Raw genomic sequence first — 18,828 nt, forward strand, 5'->3', positions numbered from 1 at the left:
ATTCAGTTATAAGTTATTAGGTAATCGGAAGTGAGTTTTGAAGTTGAGCGTTTGCCGTTTCACGTTTCACGTTTGCCGTTTAATGTTTGCCGTTTCACGATTAAAACATGCTTTCATATATGAAAAGGACTTATTTAATACTGGCACTTTCATTCCTGTGCATGAAAATGCATTCCCAGCAGGTAACGCTCACCCCGGAACAAATAAAAGCCATTACTTCAGAATGGAAAGGCGAACGGTCTGCAGATGGCCGTCCGCATGTGTCCGATAAATTACTCACGCGGCTGAAAGCGATCCGCCTGGAAGAAGCCTGGGGGGTATTGCGCAACAAAGGATATCTGAACCAGTTTGAAGGCGACTGGATGGTATTGCATCCCGATTCAGCCATGACCGGTCGCGTCGTAACTGCGCAGTACTGGCCCATGCGCCCTGATGTTGACAAACTCATCAAAGATAAAGGCAAGGCCGAAGGCCGGATCGGCGCGCCGAATTCGTGGCCCATCGATGTGCTGCAAAAAGGCGACATCTACATTGCCGATAGTTATGGCAAAGTAGTAGATGGCACGCTGATCGGCGATAACCTGGGAAACGCCATTTACGCCAGATCTGCCCGTGGTGTGATCTTCTATGGTGCCGTTCGTGATATTGAAGGCCTCGGAGAAATTAAGGGATTCAATGCCTGGATAAAAGGATACGATCCTTCTTTCATTCAACAGATGATGCTGGGTGGCATTAATGTGCCTATCCGCATCGGCCGCGCCACTGTATTACCCGGTGATGCCGTGCTGGCAAAAAAAGGCGGTGTGGTGTTCATTCCTGCGCATTTACTCGAAGAAGTGGTATTGAATTCGGAATTCATTGCCTTGCGTGACGCCTTTGGTCATCAACGGTTGCGGGAAGGAAAGTATACGCCCGGACAAATAGACACGCAATGGACAGACGAGATCAAAAAAGATTTTTTGAAATGGCTGGATGCCAATCCGGCTAAGTTACCGATGTCTCGCCAGGAGCTCGATCAGTTTATGAAGGACAGAACGTGGTAATGTGATAATGTGATGATGTGATGATGTGATAATGAAATACAGGTAGTAGACGATTGCCGATTGTCTATTAACGGCGAACCATATACAGGATATTAAAAATATAAACTAAATAACCATGACTCCATCACAACGATTCCTAACAAAATTGGGCTTAAAGGACCCGGTTCCTGAACAGGAAAACAATGTGCACCCCAATACCGATCGCAACAGCCGCCGGTCTTTTTTGAAAAGGACCACGCTCGGCGGGATTGCACTCGGCACTGCCAGTGCTTTGTGGCCGGTGGAAGACCTGATCGCTCAAACCACGCAAAAGGTCAGCCGCTATTCCAACCCATCTGATCTGCGGATCACCGATATGCGGTATTGTATCATCCAGAACGTAGGCCGCACGCCCATCATTCGCATCGATACCAACCAGGGAATTTATGGATTGGGCGAAGTGCGCGATGGCGCCGATGAGCGGTATGCCCTTATGTTAAAAAGCCGCATCCTTAACCAGAATCCCTGCAATGTGGAAATGCTTTTCAAAACGGTGCGGCAATTTGGCGGTCATGCCCGGCAGGGTGGGGGTGTAAGCGCGGTTGAAATGGCTTTGTGGGATCTATGCGGCAAGGCATACAACGTGCCTGTATGGCAACTGCTGGGTGGCCGTTACCGTGATAAAGTGCGGATCTATGCCGACACACCCGAGGCACGCACCTTTGATGAATTCAAGGCAAAAATAAAACACCGCCTCGAAGACCAGGGAATGACCTGGCTGAAGCTGGATATTTCCATTGGCGAAGTGAAGGATATGGAAGGCGCGCTGGTGAACAGCAAATTCTGGGGCAGCAACCTGGCGCAGTGGCGGGGTGGTTATATGGATTATGCGAATATCAAACATCCTTTTACAGCTATCCAGATCACGGAAAAAGGGCTAGATGGTATGGCCCGCATCGTAAGCGATGTACGTTCTGTTGTTGGTTACGAGATCCCTATTTCAAGCGATCATTATGGGCATTTTGATATGAACAACGCTATTCGCTGGGGCAAAAAAGTGGAACCCTTCCGCCTGGCCTGGCTGGAAGATATGGTGCCCTGGGAGTTCACCGATCAATATAAAAAGATGTCCGACGTACTGGAAACACCTGTATTGACCGGCGAAGATATTTACCTGTTGAATGGATTCAAACCACTGATCGATGCGGGCGCAGTGGATATCGTACATCCCGATCTGGCCACCGCCGGCGGCATCCTGGAAACGAAACGCATCGGCGATTATGCAGAAGAAAAAGGGGTAGCCATGGCAATGCATTTTGCGGGCAGTCCGGTTTCATTTATGGCCAATGTGCATTGTGCGGCAGCCACGCAGAATTTCCTGGCGCTGGAACATCACTCGCTTGATAATGCCTGGTGGGAAACGCTGGTGAAAACACTGGATGGAAAAAAGCTGTTCGAGAAAGGCTTTGCCAATGTGCCCAATACGCCCGGACTGGGCATTGAACTGGTGGAAGAAGAGATCAAAAAACATTTGCTGCCGACGAATAAAACGTATTTCGCGCCTACGCCTGAATGGAATGACATACGCTCGCACGACCGGTTATGGAGTTGATGAAAAATAATTAAATACTGCTACAGTGAAAAGCTTTACTATTATGAAGCGATCGACCATTTTTTACGGGGCATCGGTTATCTTTTTGATCCTGTATGGCATCATGGCAATGCAGGCACAACATGCCTGGGGCGGCTGGTTATTGCTGTTGTTCTTTATAAGCCTTGCCCTTGCCTTCAGGCAGCATGTGCGCTTGAAAGGCCTCTCTTTTACTTTAGTGATCATGGCGGTAGTGAGCCTGGCCATGTATCATCCGCAATATTTCAGGTCCATTGGTGATTTCAAGCTCTCTGCCATGATCATCCCATTGTTGCAGATCATTATGTTTGGCATGGGTACTGAATTAAGTTTGAAAGATTTTGCCAATGTGATCCGCATGCCCAAAGGCATTATTGTAGGAGTGGTTTGTCATTACGTGATCATGCCGCTGGTAGGTTTTGCGCTGGCCAGCCTGTTTAACTTTCCCGCAGAGATCGCTGCCGGTATCATTTTGGTAGGTTGCTGTCCGAGCGGACTGGCCTCCAACGTCATGTGTTACCTGGCCAAAGCCAACCTGGCCCTGTCGGTGTCCGTTACTACGATCTCTACCATGCTGGCGCCATTTTTAACACCACTGCTGATGCGATTGCTGGGTGGCAGTTTTGTCGCTATTGACTTCTGGAGTATGGTGTGGGATATCACCAAGATCGTGATCATTCCTGTTATGGCGGGACTTGCTTTTCATTACCTCGTTCACGGCAAATTCAAATGGCTCGATAAAGCCATGCCTTTAGTGTCTATGGCGGGCATTGCGTTGATCATCATTGTTATTACAGCTGCAGGCAGGGACAACCTGTTAAAGGTGGGGGCCCTGCTGCTGGTGGCAACGATCCTTCATAATGTATTGGGCTATTTTTTCGGGTACTGGTCGGCCCGGCTGTTGCGCTTTCATGAACGGGATTGCCGCACGATCGCATTGGAAGTAGGTATGCAGAATGCCGGCCTCGCATCCGGACTGGCGATGGCGATGGGCAAACTGGCCACTGCCGGACTGGCGCCGGCCATTTTCGGACCTGTTATGAATATTACCGGTTCCACACTGGCAAGCTGGTGGCATAATCATCCGCCTGATAAAAGTTCATAGTTTATAGTTTATGGTTTATGGTTATTCAGTTATTCAGTTATCCTATAGCATCTTAATAACGTATGACCTCTATAACTTATGAACTTACGAACTGAATAACTAATAACTGTTTTTAAAAGCTTTAACATGAAAACGAATTGCTTGTTGCTCGTATTAGCATGCCTGTGTTTCCTAACACAGGCCCAACAGATCACCCGCGATCAACTGCTGGCGCTGACGCCCGACTGGAAAGGCGAACGCTTTGCAGATGGAAGGCCTAAAGTGCCCGACAGCCTCCTCGACCGTATGAAGCTGGTCACGCTGGAAGAAGCATGGGCCGTGCTTAGAAACGAAAATTTTAAACATCAGTTCGATGGCGACTGGAAAACCATTAATCCCGACAGTGTACTGGTAGGCCGGGCAGTGACCGCCATCTTCATGCCCGGCCGTCCTGATATCCACCGCGTGATCGATAAATTTGGTGTGCGCGACAAACGGGTGAAATCACAGAACTCCTGGCCCATCGATCTGCTGGTGAAACGCGATGTTTATGTGGTAGACCAGTTTGATGCGTATGAGGACGGACCCACCATCGGCGATAATCTTGGTAATTCCATTTATGCCAAAACCGGCAATGGTATTGTGTACGATGGCGCCATTCGCGATATTAAAGGGTTAAAAGAGATCGGATCATTTACCTCTTTCTTTCGCAGCTATCATCCTTCCCATCATCTCAATAATCCCGATGGCGATCTGAATACCACACTTGTTGGCATCAACCAGCCCACGCGTATCGGCAAGGCTACGGTCATGCCTGGTGATGTAGTGCTGGGCCGCGATGGCGGTGTGATCTTTATTCCGCCCCATTTAGCCGAGAAAGTAGTGAAAACTTCGGAGATCGTGCGGCTGCGGGATATGTTCGGACATCAGCGCTTACGCGAAGGCAAATACACACCCGGACAAATCGATTCGCGCTGGAGCGAAGAAATAGAGAAGGATTTTTCCAAATGGCTGAACGATCATATCAATGAGCTACCCGTTTCAAAGAGTCAGATCCAGGAGTTCCTGAAAGGCAGGACCTGGTAAATACAGTTCAAAGTTCAAAGTTTACAGTTCAAAGTTTACAGTTATTAAGTTATTCAGTTATTGAGTTATTCAGTTGTTAAGTTATAAAGGTTGTAGTGAGTTGTGAAGTAAGGATCCCACTAGCCACTAGCTACTAGCTACTTGCTACCAGCTGACATTAAACCAACAAAAAAATGAAAAACGATAATTCAAGAAGATCTTTTTTGACAAAGGCTGCGATCGCCGCCGCCATGAGCCCGATTGCCTCGCTCGCTTCGTTCGGGCAAACCTACGAACATGCAATTAACCGGACGCCAAAAGCGTCACCGCCGTCGAACCTGAAGATAACCGATGTGAAATGCGGTTATATCAGGGGCAGCCTGTTCGTAAAGATATATACCAATCAGGATCTCTGGGGATGCGGCGAAGGCGTGGATGCAATACCCGGTACCTATCACCTCGTTAAGAATTTTGGTGAGCGCATAAAAGGCAAAAGTCCGCTGAACGTGCATCGCCTGTTTGAAGATATCCGGCGGTCGGGTTTTTTCCAGGGCGCACAGTCAGGCATGTATGTGGCGGTTTTGTCGGCGATAGAAACGGCTTTGTGGGACCTGGCCGGTAAAGCCCTCCAGCTTCCGGTGTACCAGTTGCTGGGTGGTAAGTTCCGCGACAAAATACGGGTCTATTGCGATACGGCTTTGTACCAGCAGAATTTACCGAAGCCTGCTGACTTTGCCGAAGCGGCCAGAAAGTCGAAGCAGATGGGCTTTAATGCCATTAAGTTTGACCTTGACCAGGCGAATGATCCAAATAAATATGACCGGTACAACTGGACAGCCAGTCCGGCCGAACTGCAGCGAATGTACGATCAGCTGGCAGCGGCCCGGGAAGCCGTAGGACCTAACATCGATATCTGTGCCGATATGCATGGCCGATATGATGCAGTCACGGCGCAGACCATTGCGAAAAGGGTGGAATCATTGAACCTGATGTGGCTGGAGGAACCGATCCCGGCCGAGAACGTGGAAGCGTACAAGCTGATCACCGAATCTACCAGTACGCCTATTTGTGCGGGTGAGAACCATTACCTGGCTCATGGGTTCAGGCGATTGCTCGAGATAGGCGCCGTGGATATTGTAATGCCTGACCTGCAAAAATGTGGTGGACTCGGGGAGGGGCAACGCATCGCCAACCTGGCGAATTTATATTACGTACCCTTCGCGCCGCATATGGTGGCCTCTTTCCTGGGCGCTATGGCCTCAGCGCATGTTTGTGCTTCTGTGCCCAACTTTATGATCCTGGAATGGCAGTCCTATTTTCATACCCAGCCGATGTTTAAGGAAATCATTAACTACGAGGGTGAATGGGTGAATAACAGTTTCATAACTGTTTCGGAAAAACCAGGTATCGGGGTAGAGATCAATGAAGCAGGTATGAAAAAGTATGCGATACCAGGTGTGCCGTTCTTTGAGTGAATGATGACGTCAGGCAACGCTATGAAATATATTAAAAAGGCCTCATGTTAATTTATAGGTTTTATATACCAGCTGATAATAGTTACATTTAAGCATAAAAGCATAAAACCTTACAGTATGACCATCACGGTTACGTTACATGGGCCCGTCACGTTGCACTTATTCCTGGTATTATTGTGTTGCCCGTTCATTGGTACTTCCCAGGTAAGAAAATACAAGCCAGGGGACACCTACAAATACAAACTTACCACCGATGTTTACCGGAATGATAAATATGCGGGCAAAACCATATCAGTATCCGAACATCGCGTGGTGCAGGAGGGGGACGTGCCGGGCGAAGAAATTAAATGGCTGAGTAAAATGACTATCAACGGTAAAGACACGATCCGGCTTGACAGTATTGCACAAACCGTAGCCCCTTACCGCATATCTTTATTGCCTGAAGGAAAAGTGCTATTGCCTAAACTGACTATCCCCCAGATGGTAGGAGAAGTAACCGACCTCAATACCTTTTTTGTAGCCATTGCCCCTGCGCTCAATGCTGATAAACTCACTTCAAAAAATCCGGTCATTACAAATGCCGAATGGCGGCAGGGTAATTTTGCTGATAGTATCTTTATACTATATGGTACCGACTGCATCGAGGTAAAACAACGCCTGGTATCAGCCACCAGACAGTACAATCACATTCAAACGCTTTTTTCTCCGCCCGATTCTTTTTGTTTAACCCCATTAATTGATACAGTTGCGCGCAAAACCTATGACTTTCCCAACAATTTTCAGATGATACAAAAAGGTGAGGGCGATAAGGTAAACGTTTTCTGGGGCGTTGAAACATTTGTCATCAATACGAAGATCGATAATCGCAACGGCGCTATTCTTCATGCCACCATGGATAATGTATTGAACCTTCGCATGCGCTACAATTCGACTCCTGACTTAAAATCCTATGCGGTTGAGATGCCTGTTACCATCAAACGGAGTTTGCGGCTTGAGTTATTACGATGAATGGACAATTGATCCGCATGCAATGAATAAAGATCTGGTAACAGGGTAACACAAGCCTTTAAGGGCAGGGGGAATTAAGCTATATATTCCCATTTATTCAATCTCATATTCCATTCATAATAGTACAGGACAGCTCATTTTTCGCGATTGTTTAATTTGGATTTTTTCTATCCCAGCTGTAGCAGGTTGTTATAAATGAGCGATTTTTGTCTTTTGAACTGCCATATGAAGAAAAGGAACTGCTGTCCCTGATTGCCCGGAGTGATGAAAAAGCGTTCCATACCATTTACCAGCAATATTTTGGTAAGGTATATGCCATGGCGTTGAGCTACCTGCCCAATGCACTGATGGCACAGGATATGGTGCAGGAAGTGTTTGTGCGCATCTGGCAGAACCGGGCCGAACTACATACTATCCGTCATTTTGAATCCTGGCTGATCGCCATTACCAGGAACCTGCTCATCAATGAACTTCGAAAGATCTATCCGCCCGGCTGGGAACCGCAGCAAATGACTGCTACCGATCTTCATGAAACATTGAACTACCGCGAACTCGAAAGACTGCTGGCGGCAGCCGTTGAAAAGCTTAGCACCCGGCAGCAACAGGTATACCGCTTAAGCAGGATCGAAGGCTACTCTCACCGCGAAATTGCATTACAATTAGGCATTTCTGTAGATGTGAGCCGTGAGCACCTCAGCAAGGCGCTCCGGAACATCAGGTCATTTCTTATTAATAACTACGGCGTTATGGGCGTTTCTGCCTGCGTTCTCTTCCTGAAATAATTTTTTTCCTGCACACCCCACATCTTCACAGGAACTGGGTCTACTATTCAATACATACGTTGCCATGGACCTGAAACAATTACTGGAAGATTACCGGAACGGTAGATTAACTGCTGAGCAAAAGCAGGCATTTGAGCAGCTGCTGCATAATAAGGAGTCGGAGGAGCTGTTGCAGCAGTTGTTGGATGAGTCCCTCGAAAGAACGGTTGCAGTGGAAGCGGAAGAAACCCAAAAGTTCATTTACCAGCGGATCCGCGATCAGCATATAAAAGAAGATAACCGTAAGAGCGGTTCATTGGTGTCGATATTATCTAAAACCTGGCTGCGTTATGCAGCCGCGATCATCCTCATGCTGGGTGCGGGCGCTTATTTTTTGTTGAATAAAAAGAACGACAAAACCGCCGTAGCAGTTAAAGAACAGCAACCCTCAGAAGATATTGCCCCCGGACATGAGGGCGCTGTACTCACCCTTGCCGATGGCACTATGGTAGACCTTGATACTTTACACAATGGAATTATCGCGCGGCAGAACGGCGCGCAGGTGGTGTTAAAGGACGGACTGGTTACGTATGATCCAGCGGGTTTGTCGAACAGGGAGACCACTTATAATACCATCAGTACGCCCAAGGGAAGGCAGTTCCGGATCGTGTTGCCCGATGGTTCGGGCGTGTGGCTGAATGCTGCCAGCTCTATAAAATATCCTACTGTTTTTACGGGTGATGAGCGCCGGGTAGAGATCGATGGAGAAGCTTATTTCGAGGTAAAAAAGGTAAAACTGCCTTCAGGCAAAAAAATGCCATTCCGCGTGAAAATTGATGATGCCACCGAAGTGGAGGTGTTAGGCACCAGCTTTAACATCAACTCCTATGATGATGAAGGTAGCATCAAAACTACACTGCTGGAAGGTTCAGTTAGGATCGTCCATCGGCAATCGGCAGTCGACAATGTAAATCAACTGATTTTAAAACCTGGTCAACAAGCAATAGCCCATTCACCACTCACCATTGACCATTCACCATTGACCATTCACCACTCACCGGATGTTGATCAGGTAATGGCCTGGAAAAATGGATTGTTCAATTTCAATGGATATGACCTGAAAACGGTGATGCGTGAATTAGGCCGATGGTACGATCTGGATATCGTATATGAAGGCGAACCGGAACCCGTGGAAGTAATGGGCGAGATCCAACGCAATCTTAGCCTGTCGCAGGTAATGAAGATCCTTCAACGAATACATATCAACTACCGGGTAGAAGGTAGAAAATTAATTATTATGAAATAAATCCTTCCATCAAGTAACAATTAAAGGCCACATCGCCAGGTATAACTTATGAAAATTATTGCTTGCAAACGCCTGCCTATCGATACCGTAGCACCCCATGGTAACCGATTTAGACAACGGCGTATGAACCAAACGGTCTTGGTTATGAAATTAACTTTGATTTTACTAACTGCTGCCTTTTGCACTGCTGCCGCAAATGGCGTTTCACAAACAGTTACTTTATCAACCAGTAATGCCACTGTACAGGAGATCATGGCTGCTGTACGAAAGCAAACGGGGTATGTATTTTTCTACCAGAAGAATACCCTCAATGGCGCCAAAAAAGTAACAGTCACTGCCCGGCAACTGCCTGTCAATGATTTTCTCAATGTGGCTTTCAAAGAACAGCCATTCAGCTGGTCAATTGAAAACCAGACGATCATTCTTGAAAGCAAACCCAATGTGCCACCGAAACTATCCAACGAGGAACAGGCCGGCAATCCCTTAACACCTGTTAAAATACAGGTGCTCGATGAAAATGGCAAACTCCTGGCAGAGGCTTCCGTTTCGGTTGATAAGACCAGTAAGATGGCGCTCACCAACAAAGACGGTATTGCCATCCTGGATGTGGCTGTTGGAGACATCGTAACGATTTCCTATGTGGGTTATGAGAACCGGCAGGTGAAGATCACCAACGAAACGATCAATGGTAATCTATTAACGGTAACCCTGAAACTGAAGCAGTCGACCCTCGATGATATCGTAGTGATCGGTTATGGCACGCAGCGCAAAAGCGATGTAACGGGAGCCCTCACCCGGGTCACCGAACAGACTATTAAAGAGCGGCCCGTAATGAATGTGGCCCAGGCGCTGCAAGGTAAGGCTTCGGGGTTGAACGTTGCAACCAATATCAAACCCGGTGAAATGCCGGCTATCCGCATCCGCGGTACCCGTTCTGCCAATGCTTCGAACGATCCATTATATGTGGTCGATGGTATCCCTATCGTATCGCAGTTGGGTGTTTCTTCCTTTTCGGTGAATGACCTGAACCCGAATGATATTGCCTCCGTGGAAATATTGAAAGATGCTTCCGCCACCGCTATCTATGGTTCACGCGGCGCCAATGGCGTGATCCTGATCACTACGAAAAAAGGCGCCAAAGGCAAGGTGACACTTGGTTTCAATTCGAATGTAACGCTCGATAGTTATAAAGACCTGGCCGACCGCCTCTCTGGTGGTGAGTACATCGACCGGTTGCGCTATGCGCTGATGAATGGACGCAGATACCAGGCCGGCAACCCCGGTGACCTGAATGTAGCGCCGGTGCTCTGGTATCCTGATCCGCGGCTGGATAGTGCCAATTTCGCAGCTTCACAGATCACCAACAACTACTCGGAACTGTTAGCCGCCACAATGAAAGGGTATGCGTGGAATCCGGATGGCAGCGTAGCCATGCGGCCGACGACGGACGACGAACGCGCCATGGGCTGGCCTGCTATGGTGCCTGATTATAATGCAGGCCGCATTCCTACGTATGACTGGATCGGCTCCGCCACCCGCACTGGCGTTACCCACAACCACCAATTGTCTATTTCCGCCGGAAATGAGATATCGAAGCTGTATATCTCACTCGGTTATAATAAGCAGTTAGGCGTGCAACGGGACCAGGACTTTACCCGGTTTAACCTGAACCTGAATGGCGAGGTGACCGCCACTAAATGGTTCACGCTTGGTTTGTCAATGCTTGCTTCGCTGGCAAAACAAAACTTTGGTATGAACGAAAACCTGAGCAATACAGGAGCGAAAGACCTGTTTGGCAGGGCTGCCAGTATGTTTCCCTGGGCTTTTCCCACCGACAGTTCCGGCGCTTATATAAGAAACCCGGGTGGTAACCTTAGCAGCTGGAACCCGCTGATCGATATAGGCCAGTCGATCAATGAACGGCGTGCAGCTTCCGCTTTCTCGAACCTGCATGCAGAAATAAAATTTTTTCCCTGGTTGAAATACCGGGTAAATTTCGGCGCCCAGATCCGGAATACCCGCAATGGATCCTGGACGGGTCCTGATGTAACTTCCCATTTGAGCGCAAGGGCCAATACGGCCGGTTATGAAAGGCAGGAGCATTTTTCCTGGATCGTAGAGAACCTGCTGTATTTTGACAAGACATTTGCGAAGGCCCATAAACTGGGTATCACCTTACTGCAATCATCGCAGCATTCGCGCAGCGAAAACACCGGCATCAGTGTTAACGGAACGGTGATCCCATTGAGCAGGTGGTATGATCTGGGCTCCAACACAGCAGGCAATCCGGCGATTGGTACCGGTTTCACCGAGAACAAGCTCAGCTCGTTTATGGGCAGGGTAAACTATGCTTTGCTGGACAAATACCTGCTTACTGCGTCGGGCCGGTTCGACGGTTCGTCGGTTTTGGCGCCTGGCCATAAATGGGCCTTCTTCCCTTCATTTGCCCTGGCGTGGAAAATGCAGGAAGAAGCCTTCCTGCAAAAGATCACCTGGTTGAATGAATTGAAACCGCGGTTAGGGTATGGCGTAACGGGCAATTCTTCCGTTAATCCTTATACCACTTCCGGCCCCTTAGGCCGTAACAACTATGCATTCGGTGCTGTACCTGCCATTGGTTTTCTGCCTGAATCGGTTAAAAATCCAGACCTGGGCTGGGAACAGACGGCACAAACCAATATAGGCATTGATTTTACAATATTGAATAGCCGTATCTCCGGTTCTGTTGAATACTATACGCAACAAACGTCAGACCTCATTTTCGAGCGAAGCCTGCCTGCTGTTTCCGGTTATGTGACCAAGTTCATGAATATCGGTAAATCAAGAAACCGTGGCATTGAAGTAACGCTGAATACAGTGAATATAAAGAAAGGCGATTTTACCTGGAGCACTGAAATGAACTGGAGCCGTAACCGGGAAGAGATCGTTGAGTTGATCAATGGCAAACAGGATATGCTGGCAGCACGGCAGTTTATCGGCCAGCCCTGGCAGGTATTCTATCAGCTGCAAAGTGATGGCATCTGGGGTAGTACCTCCAAAGACCTCGCAGAAATGGCGCAGTTCAAAGCTATAGGCGGTCTTGATTTCAGACCCGGTACAGTGAAAGTAGTAGATCAGAACGGCGACTATAAAATAGCGGCTGAAGATTATGTCATCAGGGGCACACCCCGGCCTAAATGGTATGGCGGCATTACAAACACCTTCAGGTATAAAGGTTTTACGCTGAGTTCGTTTATCTATGCCCGGGTAGGACAAACCTATTTTGGCGGTTACCAGGGTGTGTTCGGCCAGGATTTCGGCAATATGTGGAGCTGGAATAACCAGCGTGGAAAATGGCCGTTGCCGGTATTGGGCGCCAGTGCTATTACCAATATTTCATCTGCAGTACAATACCAGGATGGTTCCTTTGCTATTGTGCGCAATATCTCTTTGATCTACGACGTGCCCGCCAAAATACTGAACCTCGCAAAAATGAAAAGCCTGCAGTTGAATGTGCAGGTATTGAACCCATTCATTATAGGCGGTAAACTGGTAAAGCTGGGCATTAACCCCGATGATGAAACGGAATGGACAGATGAATCTTCGCCCAACTCATTTACTACATCGCCCAATGGTGGTATGAACAACAATAGTATTCTGCCCCGCAGCATTGTATTTGGTTTAAGAGCATCTTTCTAAATAGGTGGGGCACGCCATGAGGTATGCCGCACTTCATAAATAGCGAATAGCATATATGAAAAAATTATTCATCATATCAATTATAGCGATAGCTGCATTATCAGGTTCCTGCAAAAAATTTCTCGATGAAAAGCAGGTATCCAATCTCACGCAGGACTATTACAATACCGAAGAAGGCCTGAACTCACTTATCAATGGCCTGTACATATACGCCCGCATAAAACATGAATGGGATGGCAGCGGCGTTCGCCTCACGCAGGCAGAAACGGATGCGTACATGACAGCCAACAATACGTTTGCCACAATGACAGCCGCACGCTATGGCTCAAATATCAGCACCATAGCCGGCAATACCAATAGTTACATCGGCGCATCCAATAGCACATTTGCGCCCATGGGTGCTTACCCGCATATCAACAATTGTAATATTGCATTGGAAGTGATCGATAATTTAAAACCCGGCAAGTTTGCTTCGGACGAAAACTACAGGAGAACCAGACGGGCGGAGATCCTTTTTTTAAGGGCCTGGGCTTATTATCTAATTTCAAATCAGCTCGGCGATGTGCCCATGTCGCTTACTGCCAAACGGGAGGACAACGGTATTTACCACTATCCGAAGGTGAAGCTGGAAGAGATCTATAAACAGATCATCGCTGATATGCGTGAAGCGTATGCAACGCTGCCCGTCAATGTGCAGGACAGGGGACGGGTTTCGAAGCTCGCTGCAGGGCATTTTCTGGCCAAATTATATTTGAACAGGGCACAGGCCGCGAACTTCAATAACAGCGGTGAGCAACATCTGAAAATGCTGTACAAAGGAAACGTATCTACTGACCTCGACTCCTGTATCATCATTGCTACAGAAGTGATCGATGCAGCCGGTGGGGTGGCAGGCCTGGCGCCTGATTACTGGACGCTGTTCGATCCCAAAGTAGCCGAAACAACGCCGCACAAGGAAGTATTATGGGCTGCGCAATTCGATGTGAATACCTCGTTGCATGCGCGCTTCGGCAATCGCTCTGTGAACTATCATATCGGCAACTATACCGATGCTACCGGCGTAGCCCGTTCCATGGCCTATGGCCGTCCGTTCGGGACTTTCAAAGCAACGGATTTCGGGTATGACATCTTCGCCGATAAAGTAAATGATTCGCGCTATTACAAAACGTTCCAGTACGAATACATTGGTAATGCAAATACGTCGTTTACCTGGAGCCCCGCCGCAGCTGCCTGGTGGAACGCCAATAAACCGGCGGGCGAACCTGCGGTTACTGCAGGCAGCCGCCGCGTAGTTCCCGGCAGGAGAGCGATGATCTACCTGGAGAATCAAATGACCGAAGCGCTGGATTCAACCATGGTTATGAGCCAGCCTTATCAGTTCGTGGTGCGATGGATCCGGTCAGCCGCTACCGGCAGGTTGTATTACCGACTTAATTACAATCAAAACTCTTTGGGGTTGAATACCGGCGCACCCGCGCCTTACCTGTCGGTTAAAAAGTACATAGACCCTTTACGTGGCGGCAGTGCCGAAGAAAGTAATTTTGATAGTGAACAGGGCACCAGAGACGCCATTCTGATGCGATTGGGTGAAACCTATCTGATCCGTGCAGAAGCGTATGGCCGTAAAGGTATGTATGCCGATGCATTGGCTGATATCAATGTGCTTCGCCAACGCGCTGCTTACAAGAATGGAGAGAACCGCCCTTCTGTATTGGTAGAGTGGGAGCCCAAAGCGAATACACTGGCGGCTGCTGAACGGGTGGCGCCTTATCCGGCAGCTGGTACTTCTTACAATGCCATCAGGGCAACAGACAATCATTTTACGCCGGGCACTCCCCAGGCGCTGGCCGAACATTATATCCCCACCGTTAGCAGCAAACAGGACATGTTCATTCATTTTATTTACAATGAAAAGACCCGGGAAATGCTGGCCGAAGGAACTTTATGGGAAGACCTGCACAATGCCGGCATTTTATATGAACGGACTATTTACCTGAACCAGATGGCATCGCCATTGACCGGCCTTTGGCCTGTTGCTTATAATACCGTTAATGGGAATGGTCAGAATGGCAATGGCAAGGGGCAGATGCGAAAAGAGTTCACCTTCCGTCCATGGCCAAGCGATTACCTGCAATTGCTTACAGATGAGGCGGGCAACCCGCTGGATGCAGATGCCATGCAGGCGTACCAGAACCCGGGGTACTAACGCTCCGTGAAGGCCTTATTAGTCACCGGCTTTGCGGCCGTTGTAACAACTTATTTAGATAGCCAAAATAAAGATCTATGTAATCACTATCAATGTCATTCACCATTTAAACGATTGTCATATGAGAAAAACAACATCCCTGATAACAGCCTGCCTGTTATTACTGGCAACGCATGCCGTTGCCCAACGGGTCATGGAACGACTCAATCGCGGCGTGGTAGCGGTAAGAACGGGTAATAGTGTTTTTATCAGCTGGCGTTTATTGGGTTTAGACCCGCAGAACATTGGCTTTAATCTTTATCGCTCCGCCAATGGCGCCACGGCCGTGAAACTCAACACAACGGTATTGACCGGTGGAACGAACTTTACCGACAATTCCGCCAATTTAACCCAGCGCAATGCCTATTATGTGCGGCCGGTTGTGAACGGAACTGAACAGGCACCCAGCCTTTCTTACACCCTTATTGCGAATGCAGCAGACAAACCCTGTTTTACTGTACCGCTGCGTGCCGGCAGCCTCATTCATTTCGTATGGGTGGGCGACCTGGATGGCGACGGCGAATATGATTATGTGGTAGACCGCCTCGACTGGAATGGCGGTGGCTGTAAAATTGAGGCCTACAAACGCGATGGTACTTTCCTGTGGGATGTTGACTATGGTCCCAACAGTGTGAATATGGATAATATTTCACCTGGCTCCGCCGCCATCGATGTAGGCAACTGGGACGGTGTAACCGTATACGACCTTGACCTCGATGGAAAAGCAGAAGTGATCACCAAGATCGCCAATGGCGTACGGTTCGGCGATGGAGGCACCTGGAGCAACAGCAGCAATACCAGGCAATGGCTTGGCATCCTCGACGGACAAACAGGCGCCCTGAAAAGTTACGTGACCATTCCGCAGGACTACAGCAGCGTTGGTTCACTGGCTGCAAGTTTTGGCATTGGTTACCTGGATGGCGTTACACCCAGTGTCATCGGCAAGTTCAAGAACAGGAATGCTGATGGTTCATTTAATCTCATGGTATGTGCTTTCAAATACGCAGGCAACAATACCACGGTACAGTGGAAATGGTTAAGAGGTTCATCAAATGCAGCAGATGGCCATCAGATAAGGATAATAGATGTTGACGGAAACGGCACTGATGAGATCTGTGATATCGGGTATACGCTCAATAGCAATGGCACACTACGGTATTCACTTGGCGGGCAGGGCATAGTTCATGGCGACAGAATGCATATCGGTAAGCTCGATCGCAACCGGGCAGGTATGCAGGGATACGGTGTTCAGCAGAATAATCCCAGCGGATTGCTGGAGTACTATTATGATGCGAATACCGGTTCAGTGCTGTGGAAACATATGGGTGCGGTGAGTGATGTAGGCCGCGGTGCAGCAGGCGATATTGATCCCCGTTATAATGGGTTTGAAGTTTGGTCATTCTCGGGCGTATACAATGCGCCGGGCAATACAAAGTTAACCGATGAACCGGCAAGGCCGTATCCCAACTTCCGGTTATGGTGGGATGCAGATGTGCTCAGCGAAAACCTCAATGATGAAAAGATCGAAAAATGGAATTATACAGCATCCAGTGTTTCCCGCCTGGTTACCATGTGGAACTTTGATGGAGCCGGGGGCAGTGATCGTGGCGCACCCATGTTCTACGGTGATATCCTGGGCGACTGGCGCGAGGAAGTGATCCTGGTTACTGATAATTATTCAAAGCTGGTAGTATTTACCACAAATGTGCCCACCAGTACCAGGTTGTATACGCTGGCGCATAACCCGGCCTACCGCAATTGCATGACGATAAAAGGATATATGCAGTCGCACCACACCGATTATTATTTAGGCAATGGCATGAGTACGCCGCCAACGCCCAATATCAGTTATGCAGGAACAGCCGCCGCCGCTGCACGCATCGCCAGTATGGCTGTAGCAGAGAATGCTTCTGTAGCAAAAGGTTTTGACATCAGTCCGAACCCCGTGCGGGAAGCGCTGTTAAATATACAGTTTCATGTAACCGAAAAAGCGGATTATGTATTTACCATTACCAACGAGCGCGGACAGTTGTTATTTGAAAAGAAACTGGGAGTGATTTCGGCTGGCGATGTGAACACCCGCATCAATATCAGCACAGCGAAACTGCCCCCGGGCAATTATATCGGCAGTATCCGGTCTGCGGCCGGCATTCAGTCAAAGCTATTTGTAAAGCTTTAGGATGAATAAGTGCTGTGATACGTTGCTGTTAGCTTTTAATTGGATTGTGATGTAGGAGCTACGAGGTAAGAAGTATGAAGTAAGAAGTAGGAGGTTTAAAGAATCAGGCTTTTCTTACTTCTTATTTCTTACTTCTTACTTCTTCCGTCAGAGGTGTTTATCGGTTACCTGCTCCGCCGCTTACGGTGCTGGGTACCGTGCTTCCTGTATTCATAGAGTAGGAGTAGGGTGGTGTAAATACACTTGAATTAGGTGCCCACGTAGGGATGCTGGTGCCGGAAAATACGTTGCCGCTGTTCCAGTTTATTCTGCCCTGTGCACTGCTGGAACTGTAATTCGCCCAGGCCCTTGCCTGGTTTTGGAAATAGCAATTCTCTACTTTGATCTGGCTTTCGTTGCCAACGCCAATGCAGTAATTGCTGCCCGATGCGGCATAGTAATTATTGTAACAGTGTACCTGGCCGAAACGTACACGCGGCATTCTTTCCACGCAGCCGGCATCGTACCAGTTGTGGTGCATGGTCACGTGGAGCTTACCGCGGTCGCCGGTGGCATCATCTCCGTTGCCAATGAGATTCACATATTTATGCGAGCTCTGGCTGGCATACCGGAATCGGCACCACGATACGGTAACATTGTCTGAGGCGCGAACAATATCACATTCTCCATCTGAACAATCGGTAAACGTACACTTATGTACGAATACCCGGGTGCTTCCCGAGATCTCGATGCCGTCGCCCGTTCCCGCGCCGGATGGATTGGTGATATTAAGGTTTTGAATAATCACATTACTTACGCCCGAAAGCCGCAAACAACCGATAATGCCTGAGCTGGAATTGGCGCCGATAATGGTTTTATTCGACTTTACATTGACCTGGCTCGATCCAAGGTTCAAATTACCGGAGACTGTAATGAGTTGACTGGTGCTTGACTCAGCGGCCGTTCTGAAAGCGGCTGCTGTAGTAACGGTAATGGGCGTTGTACCACCGGTAGTGCCGGCGGCGAAACCATTCGCAGTGGCCACGGTAAATTCTGATGATGGAGCCCGTTCACCGGCCGAACCTTCATCAGGATTGCTTACTGTATCAGTTTTGTTACAGCCTGCAATTATCAAGCAGGAAAGGGCGGCGCCGGCAATAAGGGCGCCGATTGGCAGCATTGTTTTTTTCATGATGGCAATGGTGTTTTAAAGATGAATGTAACTGGTTATAATAGAGCGCTCTAAGCAATAAGGATCCTTCTGCCCGGTTAGGGGCAGCGATATTCATAAAATAAAAATGAATCGGTTTTTTAAACTTGTTCTGGGGAATGTGAGCAGCTATAGGTGAAAGTTCATCAGGCTTTTTGCGTGTACCCGGCTACGTGTTAATTGTTT

12 protein-coding genes are annotated in these 18,828 nt (G+C 48.3%); 11 read left to right on the plus strand and 1 reads right to left on the minus strand.

What is annotated here, in order from left to right; genetic code table 11:
• Nucleotides 1-119: 119 nt before the first annotated feature.
• The 11 genes from JUB15_RS18325 (at nt 120) to JUB15_RS18375 (ending at nt 17,453) form a co-directional block, all read left to right on the plus strand.
• On the plus strand, nt 120-1,043 hold the full coding sequence (locus JUB15_RS18325; RefSeq protein WP_207513949.1) for an RraA family protein: 924 nt from the start codon (nt 120-122) through the stop codon (nt 1,041-1,043).
• A gap of 115 nt (nt 1,044-1,158) precedes the next feature.
• A complete protein-coding gene (locus JUB15_RS18330) occupies nt 1,159-2,634 on the plus strand; it encodes a mandelate racemase/muconate lactonizing enzyme family protein (protein WP_207513950.1) in 1,476 nt (491 codons plus the stop codon).
• Between the two features lie 43 nt (nt 2,635-2,677).
• Nucleotides 2,678-3,757 (plus strand): bile acid:sodium symporter family protein, encoded by a 1,080-nt coding sequence (locus JUB15_RS18335; RefSeq protein WP_242696412.1) that lies wholly within the window; start codon nt 2,678-2,680, stop codon nt 3,755-3,757.
• A 126-nt stretch (nt 3,758-3,883) separates the two neighbouring features.
• Complete coding sequence (locus JUB15_RS18340) at nt 3,884-4,822, plus strand: RraA family protein (RefSeq protein ID WP_207513951.1); 939 nt, start codon at nt 3,884-3,886, stop codon at nt 4,820-4,822.
• Between the two features lie 173 nt (nt 4,823-4,995).
• A complete protein-coding gene (locus JUB15_RS18345) occupies nt 4,996-6,276 on the plus strand; it encodes a mandelate racemase/muconate lactonizing enzyme family protein (protein WP_207513952.1) in 1,281 nt (426 codons plus the stop codon).
• A gap of 117 nt (nt 6,277-6,393) precedes the next feature.
• Nucleotides 6,394-7,284, plus strand: coding sequence for a hypothetical protein (locus JUB15_RS18350; RefSeq protein WP_207513953.1), 891 nt, complete (start codon nt 6,394-6,396; stop codon nt 7,282-7,284).
• A 206-nt stretch (nt 7,285-7,490) separates the two neighbouring features.
• The gene (locus tag JUB15_RS18355) at nt 7,491-8,066 is read left to right on the plus strand and encodes an RNA polymerase sigma factor (RefSeq protein ID WP_207513954.1); all 576 of its coding nucleotides are present in this window, start codon (nt 7,491-7,493) and stop codon (nt 8,064-8,066) included.
• A gap of 64 nt (nt 8,067-8,130) precedes the next feature.
• On the plus strand, nt 8,131-9,351 hold the full coding sequence (locus JUB15_RS18360) for a FecR family protein (RefSeq protein WP_207513955.1): 1,221 nt from the start codon (nt 8,131-8,133) through the stop codon (nt 9,349-9,351).
• Between the two features lie 144 nt (nt 9,352-9,495).
• Nucleotides 9,496-13,029, plus strand: a complete 3,534-nt coding sequence (locus tag JUB15_RS18365) for a SusC/RagA family TonB-linked outer membrane protein (RefSeq protein ID WP_207513956.1) — start codon at nt 9,496-9,498, stop codon at nt 13,027-13,029.
• 55 nt (nt 13,030-13,084) lie between these two features.
• Entirely contained in the window at nt 13,085-15,235 is a 2,151-nt protein-coding gene (locus JUB15_RS18370; protein ID WP_207513957.1) for a RagB/SusD family nutrient uptake outer membrane protein, read from the plus strand.
• Between the two features lie 121 nt (nt 15,236-15,356).
• Complete coding sequence (locus JUB15_RS18375) at nt 15,357-17,453, plus strand: rhamnogalacturonan lyase family protein (RefSeq protein WP_207513958.1); 2,097 nt, start codon at nt 15,357-15,359, stop codon at nt 17,451-17,453.
• 157 nt (nt 17,454-17,610) lie between these two features.
• On the opposite strand, the gene JUB15_RS18380 is transcribed toward JUB15_RS18375, so the two are convergent.
• Nucleotides 17,611-18,624 (minus strand): pectate lyase family protein, encoded by a 1,014-nt coding sequence (locus tag JUB15_RS18380; RefSeq protein ID WP_207513959.1) that lies wholly within the window; start codon nt 18,622-18,624, stop codon nt 17,611-17,613.
• Nucleotides 18,625-18,828: the final 204 nt, after the last annotated feature.

The sequence above is a fragment of the Longitalea luteola genome (genome assembly GCF_017356035.1).
Classification (GTDB): Bacteria; Bacteroidota; Bacteroidia; order Chitinophagales; family Chitinophagaceae; genus Niastella; species Niastella luteola.

What these genes read in the sequence shown, in the direction of transcription:
- JUB15_RS18325 (WP_207513949.1), top strand. Translation starts at nt 120, where the DNA reads ATGAAAAGGACTTATTTAATACTGGCACTTTCATTCCTGTGCATGAAA.
- JUB15_RS18330 (WP_207513950.1), top strand. Translation starts at nt 1,159, where the DNA reads ATGACTCCATCACAACGATTCCTAACAAAATTGGGCTTAAAGGACCCG.
- JUB15_RS18335 (WP_242696412.1), top strand. Translation starts at nt 2,678, where the DNA reads ATGAAGCGATCGACCATTTTTTACGGGGCATCGGTTATCTTTTTGATC.
- JUB15_RS18340 (WP_207513951.1), top strand. Translation starts at nt 3,884, where the DNA reads ATGAAAACGAATTGCTTGTTGCTCGTATTAGCATGCCTGTGTTTCCTA.
- JUB15_RS18345 (WP_207513952.1), top strand. Translation starts at nt 4,996, where the DNA reads ATGAAAAACGATAATTCAAGAAGATCTTTTTTGACAAAGGCTGCGATC.
- JUB15_RS18350 (WP_207513953.1), top strand. Translation starts at nt 6,394, where the DNA reads ATGACCATCACGGTTACGTTACATGGGCCCGTCACGTTGCACTTATTC.
- JUB15_RS18360 (WP_207513955.1), top strand. Translation starts at nt 8,131, where the DNA reads ATGGACCTGAAACAATTACTGGAAGATTACCGGAACGGTAGATTAACT.
- JUB15_RS18365 (WP_207513956.1), top strand. Translation starts at nt 9,496, where the DNA reads ATGAAATTAACTTTGATTTTACTAACTGCTGCCTTTTGCACTGCTGCC.
- JUB15_RS18370 (WP_207513957.1), top strand. Translation starts at nt 13,085, where the DNA reads ATGAAAAAATTATTCATCATATCAATTATAGCGATAGCTGCATTATCA.
- JUB15_RS18375 (WP_207513958.1), top strand. Translation starts at nt 15,357, where the DNA reads ATGAGAAAAACAACATCCCTGATAACAGCCTGCCTGTTATTACTGGCA.
- JUB15_RS18380 (WP_207513959.1), bottom strand. Translation starts at nt 18,624, where the DNA reads ATGAAAAAAACAATGCTGCCAATCGGCGCCCTTATTGCCGGCGCCGCC.